This is a genomic window from Streptomyces sp. NPDC058620, assembly GCF_042717135.1.
Taxonomy (GTDB): domain Bacteria; phylum Actinomycetota; class Actinomycetes; order Streptomycetales; family Streptomycetaceae; genus Streptomyces.
The window spans coordinates 86681-104397 of sequence record NZ_JBHXQO010000003.1 but is presented as its reverse complement, the minus strand read 5'-3'; the positions used below and the strand labels follow the sequence as shown (position 1 = coordinate 104397).

Below are 17717 nucleotides of genomic sequence, written 5' to 3'. Positions count from 1 at the left end.
CCTCATGCTGCGCGTACTCGCCGTCGACGACGAACAACCCGCCCTGGAGGAACTCCTCTACCTCCTGCGCGCCGACCCCCGCATCCGCAGCGCCGAAGGAGCCACCGGGGCCACCGAGGCGCTGCGCCGCATCGGCGGTGCCGTCGACGCGGGACCCGACGATCCGTCCGCCATCGACGTGGTCTTTCTCGACATCCACATGGCGGGTCTCACCGGACTCGACGTCGCCCAGTTGCTGGCCGGGTTCGCCGCGCCGCCGCTCATCGTGTTCGTCACCGCCCACGAGGGCTTCGCCGTCCACGCCTTCGATCTCAAGGCCGTCGACTACGTCCTCAAGCCCGTGCGCCGCGAGCGCCTCGCCGAGGCCGTGCGCCGCGTCGCCGAGCAGGTCGGCGACCGGTCCGCGCCCGTCCACGACGCCGCCACCGACCAGATACCGGTCGAGCTGGGCGGAGTCACCCGTTTCGTCCCCGTCGACGACATCACGTACGCCGAGGCGCAGGGCGACTACGCACGGCTCCACACCGTCTCAGGCAGCCACCTCGTCAGGATTCCGCTCACCACCCTGGAGGAACGCTGGCGCTCCCGGGGCTTCGTACGCATCCACCGCCGCCATCTGGTGGCGCTCAGCCGCATCGACGAACTCCGCCTCGACGCGGGCGCCATGAGCGTCCGCGTCGGCGAGGCGGAACTCGCCGTGAGCCGCCGCCACAGCCGCTCACTCCGCGACCTCCTGATGCGCCAGACCGGCCGCTGACCAGCATCGACCCCGGGGCCGGCCCTTCCCAGAGCGCTCCTGCGCCGCCTACACTCCGAGCCCATGTCCGCAGAGCCCACACCCCGGCGCGAAGTGGTGACGGGAGAGCCCCGGCGGGTCCGCCCGCTGCCCCGCTACCGTGCCCAGTCGGAGATCGACGAGCAGACGGCGCTCGGCGGTGCCTACGTGCGCTCGCTGATGCGCAGCCAACTGCGCGCCGGACTGACCGCCTTCGCCGTGCTCGCCCTCGTCGCGGGCACGCTGCCCCTGGTGTTCGCGGCCCTGGACAGTGCCGCGGTCGTCTGGGCGGTGCTCGGCTTCGCCACCTGCCCACCGCTCACCCTGATCGCCTGGTGGTACGTACGGCGCGCGGAGCGCAACGAGCGGGACTTCGCCAGGCTCGTGGAAGGCCGCCCCGCACAGTGAGCAGACCCGACCACATGGCGTCGGTGGTGGCGGTCGCACTCGTCGTGCTCGCCACCGTCCTCGTGGGCGGATTCGGGCTCCGGATCTCGCGGACCACGTCCGACTTCTACGTCGCGTCCAGGACCGTACGTCCGCGCCTCAACGCCGCGGCCATCAGCGGCGAGTACCTCTCCGCCGCCTCCTTCCTCGGGATCGCCGGCCTCGTCCTCGTACACGGCCCGGACATGCTCTGGTACCCGGTCGGCTACACCGCCGGGTATCTGGTCCTGCTGGTATTCGTCGCCGCACCGCTGCGCCGCTCGGGGGCGTACACCCTGCCCGACTTCGCCGAGGGCCGGCTCGAATCCCGTCAGGTACGCAGACTCGTCAGCGTGTTCGTCGTCGGTGCGGGCTGGCTCTACCTCGTACCGCAGCTCCAGGGTGCCGGGCTCACCCTCCAGATCCTCACCGGGGCGCCGGGCTGGCTCGGCGACGTGCTCGTCGCCTCCGTGGTGGTGATCGCCGTCGCCGCGGGCGGCATGCGCTCCATCACCTTCGTCCAGGTCTTCCAGTACTGGCTGAAGCTGACCGCCCTGCTCGTGCCCGCCATCTTCCTGGTGCTGGCCTGGCGGGGCGACGGGCAGCCCCGTGTCTCGTTCGACGAACAGCTCTCCGTCTTCCGCGGCGACCATCCGCTGTACGCGACCTACGGACTGATCGTGGCCACCTTCCTCGGCACCATGGGACTGCCCCACGTCGTCGTCCGCTTCTACACCAGCCCCAACGGGCGTGACGCCCGGCGTACCACCGTCGCGGTCCTGGCCCTGGTGGGGGTGTTCTACCTGCTGCCACCCGTGTACGGGGCACTGGGCCGGCTGTACACCCCCGAGCTGGTGCACGGCGGGGACGCCGACGCCGCCGTGCTCCTCCTTCCCGCACGGGTCATCGGCGGCCTCGGCGGGGACCTTCTCGGCGCGCTCATCGCCGGTGGTGCCTTCGCCGCGTTCCTGTCGACGGCCTCCGGGCTCACGATGGCCGTCGCCGGAGTGATCACCCAGGATGTGCTGCCCTCGCGCGGAGTACGTCACTTCCGGCTGGCCACACTGCTCGCGATGGCTGTGCCGCTGGCCGGTTCGCTGCTGGTCAGCCGGGTGCCGGTGGCCGACGCGGTGGGGATGGCGTTCGCCGTCTCCGCCTCGTCCTTCTGCCCGCTTCTCGTGCTCGGCATCTGGTGGCGGCGGCTCACCCCGCCCGGGGCGATCGCCGGACTGCTGCTCGGCGGCGGCTCGGCCCTGCTGTCGGTGGCCATCACGGTCAGCGGGGCGGTGCGCCCGCCCGGCTGGCCGCATGCCCTGCTCGCCTGGCCGGCCGTCTGGTCCGTGCCCGTCGGCTTCCTCGCGATGATCCTCGTATCGCTGGCCACCCCCGGCCGGATACCCCCCGGCACCAATGCCGCCATGACCCGCTTCCACCTGCCGGAAGCGCTGACCTCGGGACGTGAGCGATGACCGGCGCCGGGATCGCGGTGGTCGCCGTCATCGCTCTCCTGCTGTTCGGCACGGGCTACCTGCTGGGCCGTACGGGCCGGCCCGTGCGCACGAGTGACGTCGGCACCCCCGTGGAGCACGCCACGTTCGAGACCCTGCACACCGCCTCCCTCGCGGCTCCGCCGCTGCGGGCCGGTCTCACCGAGGAGAGCGCGCGGAGGTCGGCCCGACGGCTGCGCTCGCTGCTGGGAACGAACGCCCTCTGCCTCACCGACCGCGACCGGGTCCTCGTGTGGGACGGCGACGGTGACCATCACGGCACGGGGGTGATGGAGCACGTCCAGGGGCTCCTCGCCAGCGGCCGCGACACCGCCTTCCACACCGACTGCGCGGACCTCGACTGCCCGCTGCGATGGGCCGTCGCCGTCCCGCTGACCGTCGACCACCGGGTGCTCGGGACGCTGGTCGCCTATGCCCCGCGCGAATCGGCCGTGCTGGCGAGGGCGGCCGGGGAGGTGGCCCGCTGGGTCTGCGTGCAGCTGGAGCTGGCCGAACTCGACCGCTCCCGTACCAAACTCATCGAGGCCGAGATCAAGGCCCTGCGGGCACAGATCTCTCCGCACTTCATCTTCAACTCGCTCGCCGCGATCGCCTCGTTCGTCCGCACGGACCCGGAGCAGGCACGCGAACTCCTCCTGGAATTCGCCGACTTCACCCGCTACTCGTTCCGCAGGCACGGGGAGTTCACCACCCTCGCCGACGAACTGCACTCCATCGACCAGTATCTGGCGCTGGTACGGGCCCGCTTCGGGGAACGGCTGGCCGTCACGCTCCAGGTCGCCCCCGAGGTGCTGCCCGTCGCGCTGCCGTTCCTCTGCCTCCAGCCCCTCGTCGAGAACGCCGTCAAACACGGTCTCGAAGGCGCCGTCAGCGACAGCCGCATCACGATCAGCGCCCTGGACGCGGGGTCGGAGGCGGAGGTCGTCATCGAGGACGACGGCACCGGCATGGACCCGGACCGGCTGCGGCAGATACTGCGCGGCGAGGGCGGCACCTCGACCGGCATCGGGCTGCTCAACGTCGACGAGCGGCTCAGGCAGGTGTACGGCGACGACTACGGTCTCGTCATCGAGACGGGCATCGGCGCGGGCATGAAGATCACGCTGCGGCTGCCCAAGTACCGTGCGGGCGTGCACGGTTCATGATCCGGATCGTGATCCGGCTCGTGGCGCTTCAGTAGAGGTGGACGGCCAGATGACCCAGCGGCAGCCCGAGCTGCCACGCCGGGGTCCACACCTGGGCGGCCTCCTCCTCCTCCTCCTCCGCGCGGCCCGGCGGCGCCCAGGACGGCGCGCCGATCGCGTCGAGATCCGCGGCGAGCATTTCGGTCTCCTCAAGCCACCGCCAGGCCGCGCGTGCCAGCCCGAGACCGGGGTCGGGCGGGCAGCCGGGAGCCGCCCGCCGGTCCAGCTCGTCGAGGCGCTCGCAGATCCACTGCCGCCACTCCGTGCCGTACGCCGTCAGCAGCCGTAACTCGTCCACCCGGACGGCGGGCAGCGCGTCTGCCACCGCCCCGTCGGACAGGAAGATCGTCAGGGCGAGTGCATCCCGCCCGGCGCGGTACTCCAGCGTCGTCGGCTCCATGAGATCGCCGGTCAGCAGCAGTTCATCCGCCAGGTACTCGGCGTACAGCCAGGCCATCGGGATCACCAGCCCGCCCCCACCGGCCCCATCCGTGCGTTCCGGACGCATCCCGCCTCGCCTCTTTCCTTACTCTGCACTGGGCTTCACGGAGCATTGAACCGGGGGCGCATGCCTCGCGTGGGCAGAAGAGCAAGTTCGTTCATGAGATGCGAGGTTGAGATGACCGCCGATCGTGCCGAGGTCCCGCATGTGCGGCAGTTGCTCGGTGCGTACGTTCTGGACGCGCTGGCCGCAGGGGAGTGCGTGAGGGTCTCCCGGCATCTGCAGCACTGCGACAGCTGTGCGGGGGCCTACGTCGAGGTCGCGGAGGCGTCGGCCATCCTCGGCCTGCTCGACGTGGAGGACCTGCTGGAGTAGCCGGGCAGACTGCGGGACAGGAGGCGCAGCGCGTAGTACGAACGGGACTTGACGGTGCCCGCGGGTATGCCCAGTTCCTGTGCCGTCTCACCCACGCTCATGCCGCGGAAGTAGATCTGCACCAGCACCGCGCGGTGCTCCGGGCTGAGGGTCTTCACCGCCTCGCGCACGTCGAGCGCGCGGACCGCCGAGTCCGCGGTGTCCTGCGGCGCGGGGGCACTCTCCAGCACGGTGTCGCTCACCTCAGCCGGACGGGCCAGACGCGACCGGCGGGCGTCGATGGCGAGGCGCCGGCCGACGGTGAAGAGCCAGGGGCGCATCGACTCGTAGGGCGCGTCGAACGCCTCGGGGTGCTGCCAGGCGCGTACCAGCGTCTCCTGGAGCAGATCCTCCGCGCGCTGCCGGTCGCCGAAGGTCAGGCCCAGCAGGAAGTGGAACAGCGCGGGCCCGTGCTCGCGCTGCAGATCCGCGAGGGCCCGCTCGCCGGTCTTCGTCGTGGTCATGGTGAACGTCCCTTCCCGGAGAGGCTCCTGCCGCCTCGCTTCCGCCTGCCGTATACGAACGCATTCGGGCCTGGAGGAACAGGCAGTGCACCGAGGTCTGCGATGAGCGGTCGCACGGAGCGGCGAGTGGTGCGGTGAACGGTCGGGCGGCGGCGATACGACCGATTCAGGGAGACGCGGGCCGTTGATCCTTGACTCTGCGGTATGACTGTATGTGTAGTCAGATGTCCTAAATGAGTCGAACTGGGAGCCGGGCAGATGACGAAGCGCATCCGACAGGGCGCCGTGGCCGCCGTCACCGTGCTGCTCGCGGCAACGGCGTGTAGTGGGAAGCAGTCTCCGGCGCCGGGGGAGGCCGGGCGGCAGACGGCCGCGGCACAGGCCGGCCGGGGCGCCGGTGGCGTCGCCGTCGACAAGGCGCGTGCCTTCACGCTGGTGGCCTCCGGCGACGTCCTGCCGCACTCCTCGGTCATCGACCAGGCGGCGGCGGACGCCGGCGGCCTCGGCTACGACTTCGGGCCGATGCTCAAGGGCGCCGCCCCTGTCGTCTCCGGCGCGGACCTGGCCATCTGTCACATGGAGACGGTGTACGGGGAGGACGGCGGCCCCTACACCGGCTACCCCTCCTTCAAATCGCCGCCCGAGGTGGCGCAGGGACTGCGCGCCACCGGGTTCGACTCCTGCTCCACCGCGTCGAACCACACGCTCGACGACGGGGCGGGTGGCATCCGCCGCACCCTCGCCGCCCTCGACAAGGAGGGCATCGCGCACGCGGGCTCCGCCCGTTCCGCCACCGAGGCCGCCCGCCCCACCCTCCTGAGAGCGGGCACGGGCAAGCACGCCGCCAAGGTCGCCCATCTCGCCTACACCTACGGAACCAACGACGTCCCGCTGCCGGAAGGGCAGCCCTGGGCGGTCAACCTGATCGACGAACAGAAGATCGTCGCCGACGCGCGCGCGGCCCGGCGGGCGGGCGCCGACGTGGTGGCCGTGTCCCTGCACTGGGGCACCGAGTGGCAGGACGCACCCGACGAGAAGCAGCTCGCACTCGGCCGGCAGCTCACCGTCGCCACCTCCGACGGCCGCCCGGACATCGACCTGATCCTCGGCACGCACGCCCATGTCCCGCAGGCGTACGAGAAGGTCAACGGCACCTGGATCATCTACGGCATGGGCGACCAGATCGCCGGGGCGATGATCAACTACGAGGGCGCCCAGGACCCGCGCGGCAACCAGAGCTCCATGGGCCGCTTCACCTTCGAGCCGCCGACGAAACCGGGGAAGCGCTGGACGGTGAAGAAGGCCGAGTTCGTCCCCCAGTGGTACGACACCACGGTGGGGCGCGTCGTGAACCTCAACGCCTCCATCGACGAGGGCGCCGACCACCACCGTGTGGTGCGCGACCGCATCCGCGACGTCGTCCTCGGCCGCGGCGCCGCTAAGGACGGTCTCCTCATGGGGAAGTGACGGAAGTGGTGGAAGCGGCGGATATGACCGCCACAACGAGACGGCCGTCGCCCGTCCAGCCGCTGGGCACTACGCCGACGCGTACACCGAGCACCACGGCGGGGGAGTTCCAGAGGCCGATCGAGCGGAACGCCTGACGGGCGGCGCGACGCGGGCGCTCGTCAGGCGTTCCGCTCGCGCCGCCCCGGCGCCGTATGCCGTTACGGGACGACGGTGACCGGCCAGCGGCCGGCCTTCACCAGACGGACGGCCACCGAGCCGATGAACCGGTGCCCCGCCGACTCCGACGCGCCCACCACGACGGCATCTGCCTTCAGCTCGTCGGCCGCGGTGACAAGACCGTTGTACGGATCGCCGCGGAAGGTGTGGAACTCCCACCGCACGTTCCATATGTCCTTGAGCCGCTCCGTCGACTCCCGGATCTCGTTCACCAGGCTCTCCGCGACCTCACCGGTGACGTCGCCGACCGGCGCCCCGAGCGCCGCCCCCGCGGCCATCACCGGCTGGACGTAGACAAGGGCGAGCATGGCGTTCTGCCGTCGCGCCAGGCCGGCGGCGTAGGCAGCGGCGCGCATGGAGGAGTCGGACCCGTCGATGCCCGCGACGATCACTTTGGGGCCGTCCGTGCCCCGCTCGAACTGATGGCTTTGCTGGTCTGTCACGGCAGTGAGGCTATCCGCTCCCCTCCCGGGAGCCCGTCAGGGTCGCACCATCACCCCCGAAGGGCCGCCGGTCACCGGTGGTCCGATAGTCCTATCGGGTGCAAAAACGACGTGCTCACGGTGTCGGGGGTACGGGCAGGTGACCGCCGTGCGAGCAGTTGGCCATGAAATCGGATCAGCAGCCCCTGGAACGACGCGTCCTGCTCCGGCTGGCCCTCGGCGTCGGAGCCGCCACCGCCGTGCACCTGATCGCCGCGGACCCCGCCGCCACGCCCGTCCGCCCCGGCGGCGCCCCGCCCGCAGGAGCCGCCGGGCCGCCGCCACCTACGCGTGCGAACCCCTCCTCGTACCGTCTCCAGCCCATGACGGCCCACGCCCCGCCACGCTTCCGCAGGGCGGCGCCGCCCGTACGCACCAGACCACTGGAGGAGCTTCCGGACCTCGGGCGGTCCATGGTGCTCAGCTTCGACGACGGCCCCGATCCCCGGTACACCCCGGGCATCCTGGCCACCCTGCGCGAGCACCGGGTCCGGGCGATGTTCTTCGTCTGCGGTGAGATGGCCGTCGACAACCAGGACCTGCTGCGCGAGATGGCGGACGACGGACACGTCGTCGCCAACCACTCCTGGTCGCACCCGCTGATCCCCGGGCTGTCCCGGGCCGGCATCCGCGACGAGCTGAGCCGTACCAGCGACATCATCGAGCGGACGCTCGGCGAAGCGCCGCTCTGGTACCGGGCGCCGTACGGGGCGTGGAACCGCAACTCGTTCGAGATCGGCGCCGCCCTGGGCATGGAACCCCTGGCCTGGACCGTCGACACCCTCGACTGGACCGAGCCGGGCACCGGCACCATCGTCCGCCGGGTCCTGGACGGCGCGGCGCCCGGCGTCGTGGTCCTGTCCCACGACGCCGGCGGCGACCGTTCACAGAGCGTCGCCGCCCTGCGCCGGTACCTGCCCGAACTGCTCGCCGACGGCTACCGCATCACGGTGCCGTTCCGCGGGTGAGCGCGCGGCGGCGGTCCCGGCACGCCCGTACGGTTCAGCGCGTCGCGACCATCCGGGCGAAGACGACCACGTTCCCCTCGTATCCGCCGGCCTTGGAGTAGGCGCCGCCGCAGGTGATGACCCGGAGCTCCGCGTGGCCCGTGTCCCCGTACACCCGGGCTCCGGGGAAGTCGTTCTTGGAGAACACCTCGACTCCGTACACCTCGAACACCGCGACCCGGCCGTCGTAGCGTGCCACCTCTACGCGCTGCCCCTTCTCGACGGCGCCCAGACCGTAGAAGACGGCGGGCCCCGACATGTTGTCGACATGGCCGACGACCACGGCGGTGCCGCGCTGGCCGGGCGAGATGCCGTTCTGGTACCAGCCCGCGAGGTTGGGGTCCTCCGGGGGCGGTGCCTCGATCCAGCCGTTCGGGTCCAGGCTCACATCGATCATCGGCGCGTCCACGCGGATCGAGCCGATCCTCACGCGGGCGGCGGGCGCGTAAGGCAGCGGCTGTACGGGCTCGCCCGCGAGCGGAGCCGCCGCCGGGTCCTGACGCTCCTTCAGTGAGGCGGCCGCCGCGGGCTGCGGTGGCCCCGGGGCGATATCGGTGCCGTTCCGCATGAGGGCGAGGCCCGAAAGCAGCACCAGGGCGATCGCGCCCCACGGCGCGCGCCTGGTCCGCTCGGCTCCCCAGTGGTCCCGGCCCATGGTTCTCCCTTCGTCGCGACGATTGGAACGCTATGTGCGGGGCGCACCGGCGGCGATCAGGGAAGGGCGAACGGGTGGCGGCCGGATGTGGGGACTCCGCGGCGATCACCCCGTGCGGCCTCCGGATCGGTCTCTTCGGAGTAATGAGCAGATAAAAGTTCTGACGGTCTGTGACCTGCGGCTCCGTCAGGTTCAGGGGGGTACGCGCGGCGTGTCGGCTCACCAGGGTGGAGCAGTGCCGAAGTGCGACAACCGGAAGATCTGGTGAGTGTTCGTCATGGGACGCGTATCCGTCGATCCATCCCGGAGGACATGACTCCGGGGCGCTTCCCGCTGGAGGTTCAACGATGCGTGCTTCACGCGTTCTCGCCGTGACCGCTACCGCGTTCGCGGCTGTCGGTCTCGCCGTGCCGATGGCGGCCGCGACCAACGGTCCGGGCAACGGCCCGGGCAACGGTCCGACCAACGTCACTGTCAACCCGTCCTCGGTGCACCAGGGCGCCACGATGCAGGTCAGCGCAATGGGCTGCGGCCAGGGTGGCAAGGTGTGGTCGAACGCCTTCCCGACGACGAACCTGTCCGCCGGCTCCACCGGATTCGCCACCGCTCACATCCGGCCCAACGCGACCCCGGGGCAATACAACCTGTCGGTGAGGTGCAGCGACAACGACCGGATCGCGACGCAGCGATTCACCGTGCTCGCCGGTCAGGGAGCCCAGGGCGGGCTCGGCGGCTCCATGGGGCCGAGCTCGGTCGAGATGCAGATCGGTGGTGGCCTGGTGGCTGCCTCGGCCATCGGTGGCGCCGTCTTCATCGTCCGTCGTCGACAGACCGGCCATGCGGCCGTCTAAGGCGTCGAATCTCCCGCCCGGCCCGATACGCCCGTCGCCCCGAGTCCTGGATCAGGACCCGGGGCGACTGTCGTGCGTCCGGCTGTTCATGCCGGTCAGTGGCTGCCTCGCCGCCTGCGCATGACATACACGGCGCCGCCTGCGGCTGCCAGCACCAGGGCGCTACCCGCAGCGATCGCGCCGGCGTCGATGCCGTCGACGCTGCCGCCCAGACCGCCCCGCACGCCACTCGGGGCGAGCGCGGTGGAACTGGAGGTCGGAGTCGTCCTGATGGGTGAGCTCGTGGGTGAGCTCGTGGGTGAGCTCGTTGGTGAACTCGTGGGCGTGCTCGTCGGTGTGCTCGTCGGTGTGCTTGTCGCGCCGCCGGTGATGGTCAGGCTGACCATTCGTACGGTGCCACCGCAGTTGAACGTCACCTCGTAGACGGCACCCCGCCTGGCATCCCAGTCGACCGTGGCCGTGGCCGACTGTCCACTGGGAATCGTCGTCGTGTCGAACACGCCCGACGATGCGGTCGCGGCCACATCGCACCCCATGGCGCCCAGGGTGACCTGGCCGCCCGGCGCGATCACCGCAGGGGTGACCGATGGGGTGAAGGACGTGCCCGGGCCGTTCGTGGCGGCGTATGCGGCCGTGGCCGGTGCCGTCAGTGCGAGAGCGACGGAGCCGAGCAGGGCAATGGGTGCGACACGTATCGCGCGCATGGTGAATCCTCCGGGTCCCCGAGGAGCAGTTGCGGAACGGTTTCCACAAAGCAGCAGAAATGCACCTCGATGCCCGAAAGGCTAGAAGTGGCTCATATCACCCGCGATCGGGGTCCGGCGAATGGGGCAGCTTTGTCCCCCGGCCGGAGCACCGGAGCGGTGCCGGCCGGAGGTGGGCCGGGGCCGGCCGGCTATCCGCCGGCGGCGTGCGGGAACAGGTCGACGAACGGTGCGGTGGTGGCCGAGATGCCCCGTCCGAAGGGTGCGTCGAAGTCCCAGATCAGGAAGAGCAGGAAGGCGATCAGCACGCTGAAGAGGCCCGCGAGCAGCAGTTCGCGGAACGTTCTGCGGATCTGCAGCGTGAAGATCAATCCCACCGTGACCATCGCGCCGGTGATCAGGCCGAACCACACCACCCCGGGCATCGTCGCGCCGGCGCTCTGCCCCCGGGAGCCGCGTGCGTCATCGGCCGCGGCCACCTGGTCCACCAGGGGCTGATACACCTGCCCCTCGTGGTCGGTCTTGGGCTGGTAGTCGGTGACATCGGCCCGTACGCGGTCCAGCAGCTGGGTGCCCCGCTCGGTGAGGCTCCCCGTCTCGGTCATGGCCTTCCACTCGTCGTTGACGACAAAGGTGACATAGGCATCGACATCGGCACGGATGCGGTCCCGGACCTCGACCGGATAGACGGAGGACCGGGCGCTCACCTCGTGCAGGGCCTGGGCCTCCAGGCGTACGGACTCCTGGGCCGCGCTGCGCCCCTCCCAGACGCCCGCGATGGCGAGGCCGAGCACGATCGCGTACACCACGCCGATCATCATCGTCATGTACTCGATGACGTCCGGTGTCTCGGACGGGTCGTCGTCCTCGCCGATGCGCCGGTTGTTGAGGACGGCGATCGTGATGACAACAGCGCAGGCCGAAGCCATGGCAATGGTCAGAACAAGCCATTCCGACATGGGTATCTCCGTGGATCAACGGGACGAACGCGGCCGCAGGACGGCGACGGCGAATACCGCGGGTGCGGTGATCAGCAGCGTGAGCGAGACCAGGGACGGGCCGCTGCGCGGTGCTTTGCGGGCGGGCTTGCGGTAGGTGGGCAGTGCCACGGGCTCCGGCGGCGGGGGCTTCGCGCGCGCCGACGGGGGCGGCGGCGCGGGTTCCGGTTCCGGTGGCGCGGGGGCAGGGGCAGGGGCAGGGGGAGGAGGAGGTGGCGGTGGGGGCTCCGGGGCCGGTGGGGGCTCCAGGGCCGGCGGAGGCGGGGGAGGGGGAGGTGGCGGTGGTGGCGGTGGTGGTTCCGGAGGAGGCGGCGGGGGTGGGGGAGGCGGTGGTGGTGGCTCCGGGGGCGGTGGAGGAGGCGGGGGCGGGACCGGTTCCGAGACCGCCGCACAACTCCCCCCGCCCGCCACGGCGACCGACGAACTGCCGTCGCCCTGCCCGATGGAGGCGACCGCGCAACTGTCGCCGGTCGCGGGCACGGGCACCGCGCACAGCCATACGAGTGCGGCGGCTGCCGAGAGCCGCCCGATGCGAGATCCGTACACGACCGGGAGCATGGACCCGGTCACGCCCGGACACGCCCGGACGGACGAGGATTCCCCTGATGGTGGGGATCTTGTTCGGTTCGCGTTTGCGGGCCGGGAAACTTTCTGCGCGACCCGTTGAACGCGGAGGGACCGGTGACCCGTACCTAGGGCCATGAACGACGCGGACTCGCGTCGCAACGGGCAGAAGGACAACGGGAGTCGACATGAACACCTGGCGCAACGCCTCGCTCGCGGTGACGGCGACGGCCCTGCTGGCGCTGACGACGGCGTGCGGTCAGGAGAAGGGGCCGGCCACGCCGAACGGCCAGGTCGTGGGCAACGCAGTCCCCGGCGAGCAGCCGGCCGACAGCGGATACGGCTCCGACGGCGGATACGGGTCGGACGCCGGAGGGGAGGCCGCCGCACCCAAGGAGGCAGGACAGCTCGCCGTGTGGGACAGCAAGACCCTCGGCAAGGTGCTCACCGACAGTGCGGGCTTCACGCTCTACCGGTTCGACAAGGACACCGCCAGTCCGCCCGCATCGAACTGCGAGGGCGAGTGCGCGAAGACCTGGCCGGTCGTGGCCGCGGGCAATGCCGTGGCCGCGGCGGGCACCGACGCCGCACTCCTCGGCGAGGTCGTGCGGGCCGACGGGACGAAGCAACTCACCGTCGCGGGCTGGCCGATGTACCGGTACGCCAAGGACACCGGGCCGGGAGACGCCAACGGGCAGGGCGTCGGCGGGACGTGGTTCGCGGCCGCGCCGGACGGTAAGAAAGCCGCAGCGAACGCCGAAGAGGGCGCCCAGGAAGGCGGCGAAGCCGAACCGGCCGACCTCGCGGGGCTTTCGGTCCGCAAGGACCCGAAACTCGGGGACATCGTCGTCGACAAGCGCGGAATGACGGTCTACCGGTTCAAGAAGGACACCGCGTGGCCGATGAAATCGGCCTGCACGGGCGACTGCCTCAAGAAGTGGCCCGCAGTCGATCCGGTGGCGAAGAATGACGTGGAGGGCGTCACCACGAAGGGTTATGTCACCTTCGACCGGCCCGACGGAATCAAGCAACAGACGCTCGACTGCTGGCCGATTTACACCTTCTCCGGCGACGCCAACCCCGGAGACACCAACGGGCAGGGTGTCGGGGGGACATGGTACGCGGTGTCGCCCGACGCGAAACTGGTCGGAGCGCCCAAGTAGGAGAATCTCCGGGCCCGTTGTGCCGGTCCGTCGCTGAATGTTCACCCGCAGCGACGGACCGCCGCACATGCTCCTGGTGTGTGACCAATAACGGACCGCGAATTTCCGTTTCCGCTCGCTCTCTTGGCGGTCGATCAGTAGCCTCTGGTCAACACTGACCATGAACATGGCCGGATCGCCGTGGCGACTTGTTGGAGACATCGATGGAGCGTCCCGCCTGGGCACCGCAAGGCATTGACATTTCAGTGCCGAGCGTGTCCCGCATGTATGACTTCTATCTGGGCGGATCGCACAATTTCGAGGTGGACCGGGAAGCGGCCCGGAAGGCCATGGAGTTCATGCCGGGCCTTCCCAAGATCATGCAGGCGAATCGCGCCTTTATGCGCCGGGCCGTGCACTACGCCGCAGCCGAGGGCATCAGCCAGTTTCTGGACATCGGTTCCGGCATTCCGACCTTCGGTAATGTCCACGAAGTGGCCCAGGCGGCCGACCCCGGGGCCAAAGTGGCGTACGTCGACCACGACCCGGTCGCCGTCGCACACAGCCAGGCCGTGCTGGAGGGCGTCGAGAACACGGTGATCGCCGCCGCGGACCTGCGCCGCCCCGAGGACATCCTGAAGAACCCCGAGATCACCGGACTCCTCGACTTCGACCAGCCGGTGGCGCTTCTCCTCGTCGCGGTACTGCACTTCGTCGAGGACGCCGACGATCCGTACGCCGCCGTCGCCTCGCTGCGCGAGGCACTCGCCCCCGGCAGTCTGCTCGTCATGACCCACGCCTCGTACGAGGGGATACCGCTCACCCGGGAGCAGGCGGGCGGCACCGTGGACGTCTACCGCACCATCCGCAACCCCCTCATCATGCGGTCGCGCGCCGAGGTGAGCCGGTTCTTCGAGGGCTACGAGATGGTCGACCCCGGCCTCGTCTCGATGCCCGACTGGCGTCCGGACGCCCCGGTGGTGGAGGGCCAGGAAGACCCGTTCGCCTTCTCGGGCTTCGCAGGGGTAGGACGCAAGGCGTGAGCATCCCCGCCCAGGCGTCCGGTGCCCCGGACGCGGAACCGGACGGTCCCGAGGGCCGGCTCCGAAGATTCGCCACGATCTGGAGCCGGGCGATCTTTCCGTCGACGGCCACCTCCATGACCCGCCAGGAGTTCGAACAGCATCTGCTGCCGCTGGCACGCGAGCTGAACGAGATCCTGCACGCATGGCCCTTCGACCCGGCGCCCGCGCACCGGGTGGGGGAGGCGCTCGTCGCCGCCCACTGCACGGACCCGGACGCGCTCAGCTCCACGCTGGGAGTCATCGACTCGTACCTGGTGCTCTACTGCGGGAGCAACGGCCCGCTGGAGCTCTCGACCGAGGACGGCAGGGCCCGCTGCGCACGGATGCAGCACGCGCTCGCCGGCGGATTCACCCTGGCGCTGCGCGAGCGGACCCTCGCCGAGCAGGAGGCCATCGCACGCTCGGCGCTCACCGCCCGTTCGCACGCCGAACACGCCCTGCACGCGACCGAGGCACGGTTCCGTGCCGTGTTCAAGGACGCGGCGATCGGCATCGGCATCGCGGACCTGGAAGGCAACATCCTGGAGGTCAACGACACCCTCACCCGGATGTTCGGCGGCCTCGAACACCATGTCCGCAGCCACAAGGTGAACGAGTGGGTCCACCCCGAGGACTCGCCCCAGGTGTGGAAGTACTACAACGAGCTGGTACGCGGCGAACGCGAGCACTACCACGTCGAGAAGCCCTACTACCGCAACGACGGCACGGTCCTGTGGACCAACCTCACGGTGTCGCTGCTGCGCGACTCCGAGGGCCGGCCCGAATACCAGCTCGCGCTCATGGAGGACACCACGGAGCGCCGGCTGCTCAACCTGCGGCTGCGCTACGAGGCCACGCACGACGCGCTCACCGGGCTGCCCAACCGGACCCTGTTCTTCGAGCGGCTGGAGAAGACGCTCGCGGCGAAGGGCGGAAGTCGCTTCGGGCTCTGCTATCTCGACCTCGACGGCTTCAAGGCGATCAACGACAGCCTGGGGCACGCGGCGGGGGACCGGCTGCTCGTCGAGGTCGCGGACCGGCTGCAGAGCTGCGCGACCGCACCGGGCGAGATGGTGGCGCGGCTCGGCGGCGACGAGTTCGTGGCCCTGACCACCGGACCGCATACCGAGGACGAGGTCGACGAGCTGGCCTGCCGGATACTCGGGGTGCTCGCCACGCCGATCCGGCTCGACGGCCGTGAGCTGACCGTACGGGGCTCCATCGGCGTGGTCGAAGGGCCGGCCGCCGGCGCGCGTACCGCCGCCGAGGTGCTGCGCAGCGCCGACATCACGATGTACCGGGCCAAGTCGGCCGGTGGCAACCGCTTCGAACTCGCGGACGCGGAGGCCGACGCCCGCGCGATCACCCGGCACGGGCTGACCACGGCGCTGCCGGCGGCGCTGGACCGGGGCGAGTTCTTCATCGAGTACCAGCCCCTCGTGCACCTCGGTGACGGCAGCGTGCACGGCGCGGAGGCGCTGGTGCGGTGGTGCCATCCGCAGCACGGGGTGCTCGGCCCCGACCGCTTCATCCCGCTCGCCGAACACACCGGTCTCATCGTGCCGTTGGGCCGGTGGGTGCTGGAGGAGTCCGTGCGCCAGGCCAACTTCTGGAAGGAGCGGCACAGCGACGGAGGGCCGCTGCGGATCAACGTCAACCTCTCGCCGACCCAGTTGCACCACCCCCGGCTGGTCGCCGAGACGGTGGACGTGCTGGAGCGTTCCGGCCTGGAACCGGGCGCGCTCTGCCTGGAGGTCACCGAGTCCGCACTGATCGGCGCCGACGACGATCTGCTCAAGCCGCTCCGGCAACTGGCGGAGATGGGCGTCGACATAGCGCTCGACGACTTCGGCACGGGCTACTCGAACCTGGCGAATCTCCGTCGGCTGCCGGTGAGCGTGCTCAAACTGGACCGGTCGTTCACGCAGGGCATGCAGCAGCACCCGGCCGACCCGGTCGACCTGAAGATCGTCGAGGGCATCGTGTCGCTCGCCCACAGCCTCGATCTCGCCGTGACGGTGGAGGGCGTCGAGACCGGCGCCCAGGCCGAGCAGCTCCGTCAGCTCGGCTGCGACACGGCCCAGGGCTGGTACTACGCGCGCCCGGGCGCCCCTGACCGCATCCACGCGCTGCTCCTGGCCGACGCGGTGTGAGGAGGCGGGGCAGGGGCGGCTTTGTCCGCAATCGCCGGACGGGCTGAAAGCCGTCCTCAAGCGCCGGACGGGCTTGGTTTCGCCCCCTGTCACAGGGCGAGGCCAAGCCCGGACCGGGTGAGGCTCACAACCCGGTCCGGCACAGCGAGCGCGTCCGGCGATTGAGGGCAAACGGGGGCGGAGTCGCCGTGCACCCTCCCGCGCCCGCCGCACCCCCTCACCCGGCACCCACCCCCCGTCCCCGCTCCAGCAGCACCCTCTGCAGCTCCCGCGCCGCCCGGGGCGGCGCCACGTCACTGCGGTGGGCCAGCGCGATCGTCCGGCGCAGCCCCGGCGAGGCCAGTGGTGTGGTCCGCAGATCGTGCCCGGCCCGGTTCGCGACCATGCTCGGCACCACCGCCACGCCGAGCCCCGCCCGTACGAAGCCGAGGACCGCGTCCAGCTCGCCGCCCTCCACCGTGTACGACGGCTCGAAACCCTCGGCGCGGCAGGCGGCGACGGTCAGCTCCCGCAGGTCGTAGCCGTGCCGGAACATCACCAGCGGCTCGCCCTGGAGATCGGCGATCCGTACCCGGCCCTTCCGGCCCGGTGCGGGCCCCGCGGCCGAGGACACCACGACCAGGTCCTCGTGCAGCAGCTCCACCGTGGTCAGGGCGGGCGACGCGGCCGGCAGGGGGAGCACGACGAGCGCGAGATCCAGTGCGCCACGTGCCAGCTGCCGTACGAGGTCGTGCGAGCCGCCCTCCTCCAGCAGGAGCTGAATGCCGGGGTGCAGATCGTGGAAGGCCCGCAGTACGTCGGGGAGCAGACCGGTGCAGAGGCTGGGCGTGGCACCGAGCCTGATGCGCCCCCGGCGGAGCTGGACCAGCTCCTGCACCTCGTGCCGCGCCGTGTCGGCGTCGGCGAGAATCCGGCGGGCCAGCGGCAGCAGCGCCTCGCCCGCGTCGGTCAGAGCGATGTTGCCCCGGGCCCGGCTGAAGAGCTCGGCGCCCAGCTCGCTCTCCAGCGCCTTGATCTGCTGGGAGAGCGAGGGCTGCGAGACGTGCACCTCCTCGGCGGCGCGGGTGAAGTGCCGGGCCTCGGCCACGGCGACGAAGTAGGCGAGCTGCTGGAACTGCATGAGCCGACGATAGCCTCCCTCGATAGGGGCAGGCTATGGATATGACCCATTCCATGTCTTGGACTGATGGGGCTCTGC

General features: G+C 70.8%; 19 protein-coding genes. 11 read left to right on the top strand and 8 right to left on the bottom strand.

Annotated elements, in window-relative coordinates; translation table 11 throughout:
• The first annotated feature begins 4 nt into the window (after nt 1–4).
• From ACFWSK_RS05240 to ACFWSK_RS05225, 4 genes are all read left to right on the top strand, one after another.
• A complete protein-coding gene (locus tag ACFWSK_RS05240; RefSeq protein ID WP_383782169.1) occupies nt 5–757 on the top strand; it encodes a LytR/AlgR family response regulator transcription factor in 753 nt (250 codons plus the stop codon).
• A gap of 63 nt (nt 758–820) precedes the next feature.
• The gene (locus tag ACFWSK_RS05235) at nt 821–1183 is read left to right on the top strand and encodes a hypothetical protein (RefSeq protein WP_383782167.1); all 363 of its coding nucleotides are present in this window, start codon (nt 821–823) and stop codon (nt 1181–1183) included.
• Nucleotides 1180–2670 (top strand): cation acetate symporter, encoded by a 1491-nt coding sequence (locus tag ACFWSK_RS05230; protein WP_383782165.1) that lies wholly within the window; start codon nt 1180–1182, stop codon nt 2668–2670. Before ACFWSK_RS05235 ends, ACFWSK_RS05230 begins: the two co-directional genes overlap by 4 nt.
• Complete coding sequence (locus tag ACFWSK_RS05225; protein WP_383782162.1) at nt 2667–3854, top strand: sensor histidine kinase; 1188 nt, start codon at nt 2667–2669, stop codon at nt 3852–3854. Before ACFWSK_RS05230 ends, ACFWSK_RS05225 begins: the two co-directional genes overlap by 4 nt.
• Nucleotides 3855–3882: 28 nt before the next feature.
• On the opposite strand, the gene ACFWSK_RS05220 is transcribed toward ACFWSK_RS05225, so the two are convergent.
• A complete protein-coding gene (locus ACFWSK_RS05220; protein WP_383782160.1) occupies nt 3883–4401 on the bottom strand; it encodes a hypothetical protein in 519 nt (172 codons plus the stop codon).
• 111 nt (nt 4402–4512) lie between these two features.
• On the opposite strand from ACFWSK_RS05220, the gene ACFWSK_RS05215 reads away from it, so the two are divergent.
• Nucleotides 4513–4710 carry a zf-HC2 domain-containing protein gene (locus ACFWSK_RS05215; protein ID WP_383782158.1) on the top strand — a complete coding sequence of 66 codons (198 nt, stop codon included), beginning with the start codon at nt 4513–4515 and terminating at the stop codon, nt 4708–4710.
• Here ACFWSK_RS05215 and ACFWSK_RS05210 read toward each other — a convergent pair.
• Entirely contained in the window at nt 4644–5213 is a 570-nt protein-coding gene (locus ACFWSK_RS05210) for a sigma-70 family RNA polymerase sigma factor (protein WP_383782156.1), read from the bottom strand. The two genes, ACFWSK_RS05215 and ACFWSK_RS05210, sit on opposite strands and share 67 nt — an antisense overlap.
• A 258-nt stretch (nt 5214–5471) precedes the next feature.
• On the opposite strand from ACFWSK_RS05210, the gene ACFWSK_RS05205 reads away from it, so the two are divergent.
• Nucleotides 5472–6680, top strand: a complete 1209-nt coding sequence (locus ACFWSK_RS05205; protein ID WP_383782154.1) for a CapA family protein — start codon at nt 5472–5474, stop codon at nt 6678–6680.
• A 200-nt stretch (nt 6681–6880) separates the two neighbouring features.
• Here the strand turns inward: ACFWSK_RS05205 and ACFWSK_RS05200 are convergent, their stop codons facing one another.
• On the bottom strand, nt 6881–7342 hold the full coding sequence (locus tag ACFWSK_RS05200; RefSeq protein WP_383782152.1) for a universal stress protein: 462 nt from the start codon (nt 7340–7342) through the stop codon (nt 6881–6883).
• Nucleotides 7343–7506: 164 nt separating this feature from the next.
• Here ACFWSK_RS05200 and ACFWSK_RS05195 point away from each other — a divergent pair, with 164 nt between their 5' ends.
• The gene (locus tag ACFWSK_RS05195; RefSeq protein WP_383782150.1) at nt 7507–8349 is read left to right on the top strand and encodes a polysaccharide deacetylase family protein; all 843 of its coding nucleotides are present in this window, start codon (nt 7507–7509) and stop codon (nt 8347–8349) included.
• 34 nt (nt 8350–8383) lie between these two features.
• Here the strand turns inward: ACFWSK_RS05195 and ACFWSK_RS05190 are convergent, their stop codons facing one another.
• Nucleotides 8384–9043: a class F sortase gene (locus ACFWSK_RS05190; RefSeq protein WP_383782147.1), complete on the bottom strand. Its 660-nt coding sequence runs from the start codon at nt 9041–9043 to the stop codon at nt 8384–8386.
• 347 nt (nt 9044–9390) lie between these two features.
• On the opposite strand from ACFWSK_RS05190, the gene ACFWSK_RS05185 reads away from it, so the two are divergent.
• Entirely contained in the window at nt 9391–9894 is a 504-nt protein-coding gene (locus ACFWSK_RS05185) for a hypothetical protein (RefSeq protein ID WP_383782146.1), read from the top strand.
• 95 nt (nt 9895–9989) lie between these two features.
• On the opposite strand, the gene ACFWSK_RS05180 is transcribed toward ACFWSK_RS05185, so the two are convergent.
• The 3 genes from ACFWSK_RS05180 to ACFWSK_RS05170 form a co-directional block, all read right to left on the bottom strand.
• A complete protein-coding gene (locus ACFWSK_RS05180; protein ID WP_383782145.1) occupies nt 9990–10598 on the bottom strand; it encodes a hypothetical protein in 609 nt (202 codons plus the stop codon).
• Between the two features lie 191 nt (nt 10599–10789).
• Nucleotides 10790–11557, bottom strand: a complete 768-nt coding sequence (locus ACFWSK_RS05175; RefSeq protein WP_383782143.1) for a hypothetical protein — start codon at nt 11555–11557, stop codon at nt 10790–10792.
• A gap of 15 nt (nt 11558–11572) precedes the next feature.
• Nucleotides 11573–11707 (bottom strand): hypothetical protein, encoded by a 135-nt coding sequence (locus ACFWSK_RS05170; RefSeq protein WP_383782141.1) that lies wholly within the window; start codon nt 11705–11707, stop codon nt 11573–11575.
• 641 nt (nt 11708–12348) lie between these two features.
• Here ACFWSK_RS05170 and ACFWSK_RS05165 point away from each other — a divergent pair.
• From ACFWSK_RS05165 to ACFWSK_RS05155, 3 genes are all read left to right on the top strand, one after another.
• Nucleotides 12349–13323 (top strand): SCO0930 family lipoprotein, encoded by a 975-nt coding sequence (locus tag ACFWSK_RS05165; protein WP_383782139.1) that lies wholly within the window; start codon nt 12349–12351, stop codon nt 13321–13323.
• 203 nt (nt 13324–13526) lie between these two features.
• On the top strand, nt 13527–14345 hold the full coding sequence (locus tag ACFWSK_RS05160) for an SAM-dependent methyltransferase (protein WP_383782137.1): 819 nt from the start codon (nt 13527–13529) through the stop codon (nt 14343–14345).
• On the top strand, nt 14342–16519 hold the full coding sequence (locus ACFWSK_RS05155) for a putative bifunctional diguanylate cyclase/phosphodiesterase (protein ID WP_383782134.1): 2178 nt from the start codon (nt 14342–14344) through the stop codon (nt 16517–16519). Before ACFWSK_RS05160 ends, ACFWSK_RS05155 begins: the two co-directional genes overlap by 4 nt.
• A 217-nt stretch (nt 16520–16736) precedes the next feature.
• Here the strand turns inward: ACFWSK_RS05155 and ACFWSK_RS05150 are convergent, their stop codons facing one another.
• Nucleotides 16737–17639: a LysR family transcriptional regulator gene (locus tag ACFWSK_RS05150; RefSeq protein WP_383782132.1), complete on the bottom strand. Its 903-nt coding sequence runs from the start codon at nt 17637–17639 to the stop codon at nt 16737–16739.
• Between the last annotated feature and the right edge of the window lie 78 nt (nt 17640–17717).